The sequence below is a fragment of the Pseudomonas lini genome (assembly GCF_964063345.1).
Taxonomy (GTDB): Bacteria; Pseudomonadota; Gammaproteobacteria; order Pseudomonadales; family Pseudomonadaceae; genus Aquipseudomonas; species Aquipseudomonas lini_B.
In genome coordinates this window covers 246,713-260,304 of record NZ_OZ061318.1, presented here as the reverse complement: position 1 = coordinate 260,304, position 13,592 = coordinate 246,713, and the positions used below count along the sequence as shown (strand labels likewise).

At 59.2% G+C, this 13,592-nt stretch carries 13 protein-coding genes; 9 read left to right on the top strand and 4 right to left on the bottom strand.

Annotation, left to right across the window (positions count from 1 at the left end; all coding sequences use genetic code 11):
• The first annotated feature begins 55 nt into the window (after positions 1–55).
• A complete protein-coding gene (locus AB3226_RS01215; RefSeq protein ID WP_367371669.1) occupies positions 56–1,633 on the top strand; it encodes an alkaline phosphatase D family protein in 1,578 nt (525 codons plus the stop codon).
• 3 nt (positions 1,634–1,636) lie between these two features.
• Here the strand turns inward: AB3226_RS01215 and AB3226_RS01210 are convergent, their stop codons facing one another.
• Entirely contained in the window at positions 1,637–2,110 is a 474-nt protein-coding gene (locus tag AB3226_RS01210) for an LEA type 2 family protein (RefSeq protein WP_367371668.1), read from the bottom strand.
• 270 nt (positions 2,111–2,380) lie between these two features.
• Here AB3226_RS01210 and AB3226_RS01205 point away from each other — a divergent pair, with 270 nt between their 5' ends.
• The 5 genes from AB3226_RS01205 (at position 2,381) to AB3226_RS01185 (ending at position 6,056) form a co-directional block, all read left to right on the top strand.
• On the top strand, positions 2,381–3,097 hold the full coding sequence (locus AB3226_RS01205) for a YafY family protein (RefSeq protein ID WP_217854795.1): 717 nt from the start codon (positions 2,381–2,383) through the stop codon (positions 3,095–3,097).
• 52 nt (positions 3,098–3,149) lie between these two features.
• The gene (locus tag AB3226_RS01200) at positions 3,150–3,491 is read left to right on the top strand and encodes a nuclear transport factor 2 family protein (RefSeq protein WP_367371667.1); all 342 of its coding nucleotides are present in this window, start codon (positions 3,150–3,152) and stop codon (positions 3,489–3,491) included.
• Positions 3,492–3,729: 238 nt separating this feature from the next.
• Positions 3,730–4,848 carry a cell division protein ZapE gene (gene zapE, locus AB3226_RS01195; RefSeq protein ID WP_367371666.1) on the top strand — a complete coding sequence of 373 codons (1,119 nt, stop codon included), beginning with the start codon at positions 3,730–3,732 and terminating at the stop codon, positions 4,846–4,848.
• Positions 4,849–4,866: 18 nt separating this feature from the next.
• Entirely contained in the window at positions 4,867–5,448 is a 582-nt protein-coding gene (locus tag AB3226_RS01190; protein ID WP_367371665.1) for a DinB family protein, read from the top strand.
• A gap of 116 nt (positions 5,449–5,564) precedes the next feature.
• Positions 5,565–6,056 (top strand): GNAT family N-acetyltransferase, encoded by a 492-nt coding sequence (locus AB3226_RS01185; RefSeq protein WP_367371664.1) that lies wholly within the window; start codon positions 5,565–5,567, stop codon positions 6,054–6,056.
• Between the two features lie 163 nt (positions 6,057–6,219).
• Here the strand turns inward: AB3226_RS01185 and AB3226_RS01180 are convergent, their stop codons facing one another.
• Together AB3226_RS01180 and AB3226_RS01175 are read right to left on the bottom strand one after the other, a co-directional pair.
• Entirely contained in the window at positions 6,220–7,965 is a 1,746-nt protein-coding gene (locus tag AB3226_RS01180; protein ID WP_367371663.1) for a phosphoethanolamine transferase CptA, read from the bottom strand.
• Positions 7,966–8,163: 198 nt separating this feature from the next.
• Positions 8,164–8,346 carry a DUF6026 family protein gene (locus AB3226_RS01175; protein WP_367371662.1) on the bottom strand — a complete coding sequence of 61 codons (183 nt, stop codon included), beginning with the start codon at positions 8,344–8,346 and terminating at the stop codon, positions 8,164–8,166.
• Between the two features lie 272 nt (positions 8,347–8,618).
• On the opposite strand from AB3226_RS01175, the gene gnd reads away from it, so the two are divergent.
• The 3 genes from gnd to AB3226_RS01160 are packed head-to-tail and all read left to right on the top strand — an operon-like array spanning position 8,619 to position 11,936.
• Entirely contained in the window at positions 8,619–9,599 is a 981-nt protein-coding gene (gnd, locus tag AB3226_RS01170) for a phosphogluconate dehydrogenase (NAD(+)-dependent, decarboxylating) (protein ID WP_367371661.1), read from the top strand.
• The gene (gene zwf / locus AB3226_RS01165) at positions 9,596–11,122 is read left to right on the top strand and encodes a glucose-6-phosphate dehydrogenase (protein WP_367371660.1); all 1,527 of its coding nucleotides are present in this window, start codon (positions 9,596–9,598) and stop codon (positions 11,120–11,122) included. The genes gnd and zwf overlap by 4 nt, the downstream gene beginning before the upstream one ends.
• Positions 11,115–11,936, top strand: a complete 822-nt coding sequence (locus AB3226_RS01160) for an HAD family hydrolase (RefSeq protein WP_367371659.1) — start codon at positions 11,115–11,117, stop codon at positions 11,934–11,936. The genes zwf and AB3226_RS01160 overlap by 8 nt, the downstream gene beginning before the upstream one ends.
• 115 nt (positions 11,937–12,051) lie before the next feature.
• On the opposite strand, the gene nhaB is transcribed toward AB3226_RS01160, so the two are convergent.
• Positions 12,052–13,554 carry a sodium/proton antiporter NhaB gene (gene nhaB, locus AB3226_RS01155; protein ID WP_367371658.1) on the bottom strand — a complete coding sequence of 501 codons (1,503 nt, stop codon included), beginning with the start codon at positions 13,552–13,554 and terminating at the stop codon, positions 12,052–12,054.
• Between the last annotated feature and the right edge of the window lie 38 nt (positions 13,555–13,592).

Genomic DNA, 13,592 nt, shown 5'->3' with positions numbered 1-13,592 from the left:
CGATTGTCCGTCTAGTCTCTAGGCGTTCACACCCCTGTCAACGGATGGACTGTCCATGAGTTTGTTACTCGGCCCGATTCTGCAGTTTCGTGGCATCAACAGTAATGTCTATAACGTGTCGGCTCTAGTGGTTTTGCCCTTGGGCGCGACATCACCCAGCGTAAAAGTACCTGGCGGTGTCAGTGCGGGTAAACCGTTGGCCATCGCCGATATCCCGTTGCTCAATCCTCAGTACCGCGTCTGGCGCATCGATTTAAAAGCGCTGCAAGACCAGGCTGTTGCCAGCACTTACACGGTCAAGATAGAGGGCGCGGAGGCTAACTTCGTCGTTCCGGCCGAGGGCCAGTCGCCGCGCATGGCCTATGTGTCGTGCAACGGCTTTTCGGACCCCAAGGGCATGGAGAAGGTGGACCGGAACAATGAGCGTTGGGAGCATATGTGGGGGGCTCATCAAAGCAAGCCCTATCACCTGTTGTTGATGGGGGGCGATCAGGTATACAGCGACGAAATGCGCAGCAGTGTGACGTCGATGAAAATCTGGTTCGCCAAACCCTTCGCCGACCGTCAGAAGGCTGCCTACAGCAAGGTGATCGAAGCCGATCTGGACAAGTTCTTCGCCAGACTCTATCTGGAACGCTGGAAACAGCCTGAGGTCGCGAAGCTGCTCAGCGCCGTTCCGACGGTGATGATGTGGGATGACCATGACATCATCGATGGCTGGGGCTCCTACGATGAGATTCTGCATTCAAGCCCGGTGTTCCAGGGGCTGTTTGCCACGGCCAAACGCTATTTCAGGATTTTCCAGCAGCAACTGATCCAGACTCATCCTCATCTCAAGCCGTCCGCTGATGTTCATCCCTGTGCGATTCCCGACACCGCCGACGGCTTTCACCTCGGGTTCACCGGGCTGGGTGAATTGGCATTGCTGGTTCCTGATTTACGCAGCGAACGTGCGCCGGATTTGACGACCCCACGGGCTCAACACACCCGAGTCATTTCCCCCGTCAGTTGGGATGCGATTTATGCCTGGCTGGGCAAGGTCAAGGCGCATAAGCACTTGCTGCTGATGTCGAGTATTCCCGTGGGTTACCTGGATTTGCAGGCGGCCGAAAAGGCGCTGGACCTGATATCGGGGCAACAGGAACTCGAGGACGATTTGCGCGACCATTGGCGAAGCCTGCCCCATCGAGATGAACGCAAGCGGCTGATCATGCGGTTGCTGGATTTCGCCCATGCCGAGTCATGCAAGGTCACGCTGGTGTCCGGTGATGTTCATGTGGCGGGGGCCTGCGTGATCGAATCGACGCTGTCCCGGCATCGCAATGATGGTTCAGGATTGATCTACCAATTGATTTCGACCGGGGTTGTGCATCCTGCACCGCCGGTGTTGGCGGTGCAGTTTCTGGAGTCCATTGGCAAGCATCAGGAACAGATCGACTACGCCATTACCGGAACCCTGTTGCCCATCGGTGCGCGGGGACGTTACCTGATCGCCGCTCGAAACTGGCTGGCGATAGAGCCGGATGAAGACAGCACCGGCAAAAGTCGGTTATGGGCCAACTGGCACGTAGAAGGTCTCAAACATTGCGTGACCCAGGTGATCGATCCCGTTAAACCACGGGCCGAGCCGTGAGCGTTACCACGTGCCGGTGGTCGGCCCCGGCAGGCTGAGTTTGCCGCGATCAACGAAACGCATTGTGCCGAACACGCCGCCGGCCAGTTTGCCCCGAAGCACGTACGGCAGATTGTTCAGTGTCTGCGTCTGTCCCAGCCCGAGGGTCTGACGCAGCACCGAGAAGGCCGAAACGCTTACCGGCACCACGATGACCGCTTCGGAAAAACGCGGAATCGAGCCCGTCTGGTCGCTTACACCGGAGGCGAGTGATTGACCGTTCACCTCCAGATCCAGGGCTACACCGTTGTAGTCGATTGCCGTTTCATTGGGGTTTTGCACGCGCAGTTTTACCGCAAAACGCACTTCCAGTTCCTGGCTTGGCAGCGGCTCGATACCGACTACGTTGATGTTAAGCGGGTCGTGTTGGGGGAACAGGGCGCAGGCGCTGAGGGAAAGCAGCAGGAGGGACAGAGACAGGGCGAACAATCTGCGCATGGACAGGCTCTCGAACAGGAAGTTATTCAGCACGATAGCGCACAACGCGCTGACAGTGATTCGAAGATATTTCGCAGCCTGTTATGACGCCTTCGCGGGCAAGCTTCGCTCCTACAGGTTTTGTGTCGTGCCCAAATCCCGCGGCAATCGCTGTACTTGTAGGAGCGAGGCTTGCCCGCGAAGCTTTTCAGGCGGCCAATCACTACCGCCAATTTCTGACAGCAGCCTCTGCTAAGCTCCGACAACTTTTCAGGAAAGAGCCTGCCGACCGTGTCGCGAACCAGCCGTTTACTGACTTTGTTACAAGTGCTTCGGGGCAAAAGTCGTCCGGTGACTGCCGCGACATTGGCCAGCGAACTGGAGATTTCCGAACGCACGCTGTACCGCGACATCGCGGAACTCACCGCTCTCGGAGCGCCGATCTTTGGCGAAGCGGGGATCGGTTATGTGTTGCGCAGCGGCCTGTTCCTGCCGCCCTTGATGCTCAATGCCGATGAAACCGAAGCCATCGTGCTCGGGCTGCGCTACGTGGATCAGCGTGGCGATGAGGTCTTGAGCAAAGCCGCGGCCGATGCCCTGGCGAAAATCGCCGCGGTACTCGACCCGGCGGCCCAGGAGGCCTTGCGCAACCCGACGGTGCTACCGGGCCCACCGGGTTATGGCTATCCGCAAAATGCCGTGCCCTTGAACGTGTTTCGCCAAGCCATCCGCGATCAGGCCAAACTGCACATTGATTATGCGGACGCCAACCAGGTGCCGAGTCAGCGGCTGATCTGGCCACTGGCCCTGGGCTTTCTCAACGAGGTGCGGATCATCGTCGCCTGGTGCGAATTGCGCAGCGCCTATCGCACCTTTCGCACCGACCGGATCTCGGCCGCCAGTGAGCAGGGCGAACGCTATCCGGGGCGGCGCAGCGACCTCTTGCGCACCTGGCGCAAGCAGATGCAACTGGACGAAGCAGGACGTTTCACTCCTGACAAGAACTGACACAGGCTTGTTTTAGCATGGCTTCAGAATCAACTCACAAGGAGCCGTAAACATGTCCAGTCCAGCCTCTTCACTGGCCCCCGCCATCGCCGCCTACATTGCTGCCGCCAATACTCGCGACACGTCGAGGGTTGCCAGTTTTTTCGCTGAGGATGCCAACGTGTTCGACGAAGGGCAGCATCAGGTTGGTACGCAAGCCATCGCCCAATGGATGCAAGACACCGCACAACGTTATCAGCCCCGGGTCGAGGTACTCGACGTTCAGCTGCGCACCGGCAAAGTGCTGGTGCATAACCTGATCTCCGGCACGTTTCCCGGCAGCCCGCTGGAACTGCGCTACATGTTCCGCCTCAATGAACAGGGCAAGATTGCCCGGCTGGATATCTCGCTGTAACCCGGCAGCTGCCGAAAACGGAACCTGTGGGAGCGGGCTTGTGTGGCGAGGGAGCTTGCTCCCGCTCGGCGGCGAAGCAGTCGTAACCCTTTACATGCGGTTTAATTTTGAAATGCCGGGGTCGCTGCGCGATCCAACGGGAGCAAGCTCCCTCGCCACCGCCCGCTCCCACAGGGATTGTGCTTGACCTGCTAGCATCAGGCTTCACCAGCAACGTCAGAGACGTATACTCCCGCGCATGAATGTCGACTCTCCCTTAAGCGCCTGGCAACACGCCATCGAACAGAAGGGCTTCGTCCAGGACGAAGCTCAGGAACACGCCGTGTGGGCGCTGCAAAAATGCCACGAAGCCTTGCATGAAAACCACACGCCCGTCACCGGCGTGTACCTCTGGGGCCCGGTTGGGCGGGGCAAGACCTGGTTGATGGATCAGTTCTACCAAAACCTGCGCGTCCCGGCCCGGCGCCAGCACTTTCATCACTTCATGGGCTGGGTGCATCAGCGCTCCTTTCAATTGACCGGCACCGCCGACCCGTTGAAAGCGCTGGCCCGCGAACTGAGCCAGGAAGTGCGGGTGCTGTGTTTCGATGAACTGTTCGTCAACGACATCGGTGACGCGATCATTCTCGGGCGTTTGTTTCAGGTGATGTTCGAGCAGGGCGTGGTGGTGGTCTGCACCTCCAATCAGCCGCCGGATCAGCTGTACGCGGATGGCTTCAACCGTGACCGGTTCGTGCCGGCCATTACCGCAATCAAGCAACACATGCAGGTGATAGCGGTGGATGGCGGGGAAGATCATCGCCTGCACCCTGGCGCCGGTCTGCAGCGTTACTGGGTGAACGTACCGGGTCAACCCGGCGCCTTGAGTGAGGTGTTCAAGGCCTTGACCGTGGGCCAGTCGCTGTCCGGCGATCCGGTCAAGGTCGGCTACCGTTCGGCCAATGTGATGCAGGCCAGTCCAACCGTGCTCTTGTGCCGTTACGCCGAGCTCTGCGAGCAGCCGTTTGCCGCCATGGACTTCATGGCCCTGTGCGATACCTTCAGCGCTATTCTGTTGAGCGACGTGCCCAACCTCAGTGCACAAAAACGCGAAGGGCGCATCGCTCGCGGCACTGAAGACGGTGTCGAGCGGGTGGTGGCAGGCGATCGCGAGTTGCCGCAGTTGTCGGTTCACGACGACGGCGTGCGCCGGTTCATCGCCTTGGTGGATGAATGCTACGACCGCAAGGTGCCGCTGTACCTGGAAGCGCAGGTGCCGATGGAGGCGTTGTACACCGAGGGCTATCTGGAGTTTCCGTTTCGCCGCACCCTTAGTCGTCTGCAGGAAATGCAGCTAAAACGTTTCGCCGAGGCTTGATATGCGGGAGGAGCGAACATGAATCAGCCTTTGTCCCACCATTTGCTGACCATGGCCTATCAGAACGCTTGGGCCAATCACCGACTGGCCAAGGCCTGGCTTCAGCTAAGCCCGGCCGAGCTGGCGGCGCCGCGAGTCAGTTTCTTTCCCAGCCTCAGCGCGACCCTCAATCACATCCTTACGTGCGACTGGTTCTATGTGGATGCACTGGAGCGGGAGTTGCGCGGTGACGAACCGCATCCCGACTGCTACGTATTTTTCAACGAAGACGAGCCGTTCACCCACGGCGCCGATCTCAAGCGCGAGCAAGCCCTGGTGGACCGTCGATTGATCGCCTATTGCGAGCAATTGCGCGACACAGACCTGGGACGGATCGTGACCATCGCGCGCGACACCCCGCAACATGACAGCCGTTTGCGCATGCTGTCCCATTTGTTCGAGCATCAGATTCATCATCGCGGGCAGGTTCACGCGATGCTCAGTGGCACCTCGGTCAAGCCGCCGCAACTGGACGAGTTTTTCTGTGCCGGTGAGGCAAAGTTGAGGGCCGAGGACTTTGCCGAGTTGGGATGGACCGAGGCATTGATCTGGGGCGCTTGAGAGAGAATCATCACAGCAGGATCTAGTTGTCGGCACCCCGGGACTCGCGATAAGGTCGCTGGACCTTTCAGTGCGCAAGAGGCGAGCTGGGGCAACTTGTGTGATTGAGGGTGGAAATGGAATCCGCAGAAATTCTTGTGCTTCAGGCCAGCTACACCAACCCGGTGCATGCCGAGGCGATTTGTCTTGTATTGAACCACTACGCCGAAGACCCGATGGGTGGCGGTCACCCGTTACCCGCCGATAGGTTGCAACAACTGCCGGGGGAACTGGCCAAACGTCCCCATGCCTTCAGCGTACTGGCGTTTGTCGGCGGCGAGCCGGCAGGGCTGGTGAACTGCTTTGAAGGTTTTTCGACCTTCGCCTGCCGGCCGCTGGTCAACGTGCATGACGTGGCAGTGGTGTCGAAGTTTCGCGGGTTGGGGCTGAGTCAGAAAATGCTGCACAAAGTCGAGGACATCGCGCGTCAGCGCGGCTGCTGCAAAATCACTCTGGAAGTACTGGAAGGCAATGCGGTGGCTCAGGCGTCTTATGGCAAATTCGGTTTTTCGCCAGGCATGTTCGACCCGGCGCACGGGCGGATGCTGTTCTGGACCAAGGCGCTTTAACCTGTGGGAGCGGGCTTTTGTGGCGAGGGAGCTTGCTCCCGTTGGGTCGCGCAGCGACCCCGGCATTTCAAAATTAAACCGCATGTAAAGGGTTTACGACTGCTTCGCAGCCGAGCGGGAGCAAGCTCCCTCGCCACAAAAGCCCGCTCCCACATGGGGGCAATTACTGCTGAACGACTTCCGGCGTGACAGGTGCGCCCTTGGGTTTCATCAGGCTGAAGTCGATCAACGGCCTTTGCTTACGTGCATAAGGGTCGCCGATCATCAATGGCCGAGGTTTGAAACTGTCGCTGACCAGGCTTTTACTGCGGTCCAGTTCATCAAAACTCAGGCCTGCCAGATCCGCCCAGGTGTGAATCAGCTGAGAACTGCTGTATGGCCGTCCGAGATCACCGGCAAAATTCCAGTCATGGGTTTCACGCCATTTCGGCGAAGCCCAGGCCATGAACGGAATGGTGTACATCGGTGCCGTCGGCTTGCTCTCGTTGCGGCCCAGGGTATTGTGGCCAGCGGAGTCGAAAACATCTTCGCCGTGGTCGGAGAGGTACAGCAGGAAGCCGTTGGGGTCAGTCTTGGCGTAGTCCTTGATCAGGCTCGACACCACGAAGTCGTTGTACAGCACTGCGTTGTCATAGCTGTTGTACGTCGGCACCTGATCGTCACGCACGCCGTCCGGAACACCTTTGCGGTCGGTGAACTTGTTGAACGTCGACGGGTAACGGTACTGGTAGCTCATGTGCGTGCCGAGCAAGTGCACAACGATCAGCTTGCGCGGCGCCGCGTCGGTCAGCGCCTTGTTGAACGGTTCGATCACGTCGCCATCGTACTGGGCGGCGTTCTGGTTGCGGTTGTTGTTCAGGTACACCTGCTCATCGGCCTGCTGGGAGAACGTTGTGAGCATGGTGTTGCGCTTGGTCATGGTCTGCTGGTTGGTGATCCAGAAGGTCTTGTAACCCGCCTGTTTCATCATGCTGACCAGCGACGGCGTCGACAGGTAAAGCTCCGGGTTTTCTTCGTCGGCGAATGTCAGTACCTGCTGCAACGCCTCAATGGTGTAGGGGCGCGGGGTAATGACGTTATCGAAAACCGCCAGTTGATCCTTGAGTTTGTCCAGTTCCGGCGTGGTTTCCCGTGGGTAACCGTACAGGCTCATGCGCTGACGGTTGGTGGACTCGCCGATCACCAGCACCAGAGTCGCGGGCTGATTGGCCATCGCATCGGTGAGGTTCTTGAGCGGTGCAATCTTGCTGGCGCTGTCGAGCATGGCTTGCATGCCGGCCAGGGTATTGAGGTAACGGTGATAGGCCACGGCCATCTGCCACGGCACCGCGGGCTCGATGCGAGTTTCGAATTTCTCGAAGCCGCGCGCCAGGCTGCCGGTGTGTGCGGTCTGCTTGATCAGCGGGTAACCGACCACTGCCAGCAGAATCGCCATCGCTGCGATCAGCGCCTGGCCACGAGGCAGGTACACCGGACGCAGGCGGGTCCAGAGGAAATACGCGAACGCGGTGTGGGCGAGGAACGCCAGCACCATCCACCAGGCAAAATACTGGGTCATGTACTCGCCGGCTTCAGACACGTTCGATTCGAACATGATGAAGATGACGCTCTGGGAAAATTCCTGCTGATAGATGAAGAAATAACCGAGGCTGGCCATCGAACAGGCCCACAGCACCACGCCGATCAGCGCGGCCATCACGCGTGTTTGCCTAGGGAACAACAGCATCGGCGCGAGCCAGATGGCACTCATCACAAAGGCCTGGCGGAACCCGGTAAAACCGGAGGTGCCCGTCAGTTGAATCAGCAGTTGGGTAATACCCGAAAAATACCAGAAGAACAGAAATAACCAGAGAAATCCTGTCCAATCAAAACCTTTCGCAGACGTTTTGCTGCGTTTAAACAAAGCCATTCAGCACTCCAGCCTGATAATTTCTTCGGCCGTCGGCACTCTCCCTGTCGCAGACGAGCGGGCGCCGCGCGGATACCGAGCGGCCACAATGAGCCGGAGTATCGACAAGTAGGTGTGAAAACTTTGTGAGTTGCTGGAATTGGCAGGGTTACAACGAGTCGGAAACAGCGGCGGCTGCTTCCGAGTCAAACGAGGGGGTCAGGCGTGGGGAACACGTTGGGTGACAGGCCAGGGCTGAACCTCATTGCCTTGGGTCAGCAGGCGCAATTGCGCGACTTCCCGCTTCAATTGGTCACGCTCGTCTTTCAACTGGCGCAGTTCATCGCGACGGATCGTGACGTAAAGGGTTTGTGCTGGCAGTGCTGTGTGTACGGTGCCCATTGCTCACCTCGCAAATGGCTGTCTCAACTGTAAGTTCGCTCCCTGGATCAGGTGCTCTCTTACTATCGGCGCCAATTTTGATTTCTTTTGCCCTTGAAGGGAACTTTTTTATTTTTCATGGTCGTTGTGTCTTCGGCACGATTCCCGACGTTATCAGTCTGGATCGGGCACAATGCCCGGAAACTTCATCCCCATACGCTGGACTAACTCGAATGAGTCGCGTTGGGCTATAACCTTTGACACACTTTATTTGTAGTAGGGAGCATCAGTACATGCAACTCGGGATTATTGGACTGGGCCGCATGGGCGGCAATATTGCGCGGCGCCTGATGCTCAACGGACATACCACCGTTGTTTACGACCGCAATACCGCCTTTGTCGACACCCTGGCTGAAGCAGGCGCCACCGGTGTTGCCGACTTGCCAGCCCTGGTCGCTGGCCTGGCCAAACCTCGCGCGGTATGGGTCATGCTGCCCGCCGGCGCACCGACCGAAGACACCATCGACACCCTGAGCACTTTGCTCGACGCGGGCGATACCATCATCGACGGCGGCAACACCTTCTATAAGGACGACATCCGCCGGGCCAAAACCCTGTCGGAAAAAGGTCTGCACTACATCGACGTCGGCACCTCCGGCGGCGTCTGGGGCCTGGAGCGTGGTTATTGCATGATGATCGGCGGTGATGCCGAAACCGTTAAGCGTCTCGACCCGCTGTTCGAAACCCTGGCCCCAGGCCTGGGCGACATCCCGCGCACCAAGGACCGCCAGTCCGATGACGATCGCGCCGAGCGCGGTTACATTCACGCAGGCCCGGCCGGTTCTGGCCACTTCGTGAAAATGATCCACAACGGCATCGAATACGGAATGATGCAGGCCTTCGCCGAAGGCTTCGACATCCTCAAGACCAAGGCCAGCACCCACCTGCCGGAAGATCAGCGCTTCGACCTCAACGTCGCCGACATCGCCGAAGTCTGGCGTCGTGGCAGCGTGGTGTCGTCCTGGCTGCTCGACCTGACCGCCGATGCGCTGGCCAGCGACCCGAAACTGGACGGTTACTCAGGCTCGGTGGCTGACAGCGGTGAAGGTCGCTGGACCATCGAGGCCGCGATGGAGCAATCGGTGCCTGTACCGGTGCTGTCGAACTCGCTGTTCTCGCGCTACCGTTCGCGCGGGCAAGGCACCTTTGGCGACAAGATTCTCTCGGCCCAGCGCTTCGGCTTCGGCGGCCATGTGGAGACCCCGAAAAAATGAGCCATGTGATCCGCAGGAAATCCAAGGCAGAACCCGCACCGCCTACCACGCTGTTTCTGTTCGGTGCCCATGGTGATCTGGTCAAGCGCCTGCTGATGCCGGCGCTGTACAACCTGAGTCGCGACGGTTTGCTGGGGAATGGACTGCGGATCATCGGCGTTGATCACAACGCCATCAGTGACGAAGCCTTCGCCAAGAAACTCGAGGATTTCATTCGGGCGGAAGTGGCGACCAAGGTCGGCAAGGGCGATCAAGCCCTTGATCCGGCCTTGTGGGCCAAACTGGCCAAGCACATCAGCTACGTCCAGGGCGACTTCCTTGACGAACGCACCTACGAAGCACTGGCGGCGAAAATCGCCGCCAGTGGCACTGGCAATGCAATTTTCTACCTGGCCACCGCGCCGCGCTTTTTCAGCGAAGTGGTGCAGCGGCTCGGCGCTGCCGGATTGCTGCAAGAAACCCCTGAAGCGTTCAGAAGGGTGGTGATCGAAAAACCTTTCGGCTCCGACTTGCACACCGCCGAGGCCTTGAACGCGTGCTTGCTCAAGGTGATGACGGAAAACCAGATCTACCGGATCGATCACTACCTGGGCAAGGAAACCGTGCAGAACATTCTGATCAGCCGGTTTTCCAACAGCCTGTTCGAAGCCTTCTGGAACAACCATTACATCGACCACGTGCAAATCACCGCCGCCGAAACCGTCGGCGTGGAAACCCGTGGCAGTTTTTATGAGGTCACCGGCGCCCTGCGGGACATGGTGCCCAATCACCTGTTCCAATTATTGGCGATGGTGGCCATGGAACCACCAGCCGCTTTTGGCGCCGATGCGGTACGCGGCGAAAAAGCCAAAGTCGTCGGCGCGATCCGCCCCTGGTCGACCGAGGAAGCGCGAGCCAACTCGGTGCGCGGCCAATACACCGCTGGCCAGATCGACGGGGAGCCGCTGCCCGGTTACCGCGAGGAAGCCAACGTGGCGCCCGACAGCACGACCGAAACCTATGTCGCGCTCAAAGTCATGATCGATAACTGGCGCTGGGTCGGCGTGCCGTTCTACCTGCGTACCGGCAAGCGCATGAGCGCGCGCGACACCGAGATTGTCATTTGCTTCAAGCCAGCGCCGTATGCGCAGTTTCGCGACACCGAGGTCGATGAGTTGCAGCCGACCTACCTGCGGATCCAGATTCAACCCAACGAAGGCATGTGGTTCGATCTGCTGGCCAAGCGGCCGGGGCCGGCGTTGAACATGGCCAACATCGAGCTGGGCTTTGCCTACAAGGATTTCTTCGAGATGCAGCCATCGACCGGCTATGAAACCCTGATCTACGACTGCCTGACCGGCGATCAGACACTGTTCCAGCGTGCCGACAACATCGAGAACGGCTGGCGCGCCGTGCAGCCATTCCTCGACGCTTGGGAGCAGGACGCAACGGTGGAGAGCTACGCGGCCGGCGAAGATGGGCCACAAACCGCTGACGAGCTGCTGACTCGCGACGGCCGCGTTTGGCATAGCGTCGGTGAGTGACGTAACGCAACAACCCATCCGTTTTCTGCTCAGTGACATGGACGGCACTTTACTGCTCCCTGATCACAGCCTCAGTCAGCGCACAATCGAAGCGGTCCGCGCCTTGCGCGAGGCCGGCGTGCTGTTCAGCCTGGCCACCGGGCGACCGCCCAAAGCCATGTTGCAGCAGATCGAAGCCCTGGGTGTCGATCTGCCGACGGCGGCCTTCAATGGCGGCACAATCGTAAATCCGGATGGTAGTTTGCTGGTTGCGCATTATTTGCCGGCAGCGGCGGCGCTGACGGCTTTGGCGCTGTTTGCCGATCAGCCGGACATTGAAGTCTGGGTGTTCAGTGGCGGCGACTGGCTGTTGAAGGATCCATACGGCCCGATGGTCCCGCGAGAGCAGCACGGCCTGGGTTATCCGCCAGTGGTGGTCGAAAGTTTTGAGCCTTACCTGGCACACATCGACAAAATCGTCGCCGCCAGCAACAACGCCGAACTGTTGATCGAACTGGAAGCGCAGTTGCTGCCCAAGGTCGAAGGGCAGGCGCAGGTCTCGCGTTCACAACCGATCTATCTGGACGTGACCGCGATGAAAGCCAACAAGGGCGAGGCATTGGCGACACTGGCCGAGTTTCTCGGCGTGCCGCTGGAACAGACTGCCGCTCTTGGTGACGGCGGCAATGACCCGGCGATGTTTCACCGGGCCGGATTGTCGATCGTCATGGGCCAGGCGGAGGAGGCGGTGAAGCGTCAGGCCGACGTGGTGACCGGGGCCAATACCGAAGACGGCGCGGCCCAGGCGATCGAGCAATACATCCTCCCTCGATAACGACACAAAACCAATGTGGGAGCGAGCTTGCTCACGAAGAGGCCGTCACATTCAACATTGTTGTTGAATGACACATCGCCTTCGCGAGCAAGCCCGCTCCCACATTTGGCCGGTGTTACAGCCAGTAGCTCACCGCATACCAGCCCAACACACCCATCACCACGGTGTAAGGCAGCGCCATCCACACCATCCGTCCGTACGACAGGCGAATCAGCGGAGCAATCGCCGAGGTCAGCAGGAACAGGAACGCCGCCTGGCCATTGGGTGTTGCCACGCTTGGCAGGTTCGTACCGGTATTGATCGCAATCGCCAGGGTTTCAAAGTGCTCGCGGCTCATGTGGCCGGAGATGAACGCCTGTTTCACTTCGGTGATGTAAATGGTTGCCACGAATACGTTGTCGCTGATGGCCGACAGCAAGCCATTGGCAATAAACAACATGCCCGGCTGCTGATCTGCCGGCAGCGCCAGCACCCACTGGATCAGCGGCGTGAACAATTGCTGATCGTGAATCACGGCCACCACTGCGAAAAACACCACCAGCAGCGCCGTGAACGGCATTGCATCCCTGAATGCGTTGCCGATGCGGTGTTCGTCGGTGATGCCGGTGAATGCGGTGATCAGCACGATTACCATCAAACCGATCAGGCCCACTTCGGCAATGTGAAACGCCAGCCCTGCAATCAGAATCAGCGCCGCCATCCCTTGTACCAGCAACGCAGCGCGTTGACGGGAAGTGCGTTGGGCGTTGTCTTCGGCGGCGTAGTTGGCCAGCACCGCACGTACATTGTCCGGCAGCAACGTGCCATAGCCGAACCAGCGCAGTTTCTCGAGCAGCACACAGGTCACCAGACCGGCTGCCAGTACCGGCAACGACACCGGGGCGATTTTCAGAAAGAACTCAGCGAAGTGCCACCCCATCTCATGACCGATCAGCAGGTTCTGCGGCTCGCCAACCAGCGTACACACACCACCCAGCGCGGTGCCGACAGCACCGTGCATCAGCAGGCTGCGCAAGAAGGCGCGGAACTGTTCGAGGTCGGCATGATGAAGGCTGGGTAAATGCCGGTCGTCGCTGAACTCGGCATCCTCGCGCGGATCGTGGCCGGAGGCGACACGGTGATACACCGAATAAAACCCCACGGAGGCACTGATGATGACTGCCGTCACGGTCAGCGCATCGAGAAACGCCGACAGAAACGCGGACAGGAAACAGAACATCAAGGCCAATAGCGCCTTGGAGCGAACCCCCAACAGCAGACGCGAGAAAAGAAACAGCAGCAGGTCTTTCATGAAATAGATGCCCGCCACCATGAACATCAGCAGCAGGATCACCGGGAAGTTGTGCACCAGCTCGTCATAAAGCGCCTGGGGCGTGGTCATTTTCAGCAGCAGTGCTTCGATCAGCAGCAAGCCGCCGGGCATCAGCGGGTAACACTTGAGCGCCATGGCCAGGGTGAAGATGAACTCCAGCACCAACAGCCAGCCGGCCGCCACCGGACCGACCGTCCACAACACCAGGGCATTGAGAATCAGGAAGCCGACGATGCTCGCCTTGTACCAGCGAGGTGAGTGCCCGAGAAAGTTATGCGCGAAGGCCTGGGCCATTGAACCGGACATCGGCTACTCCTTGTATTAAGAAGCGCGCAACTTGCCGT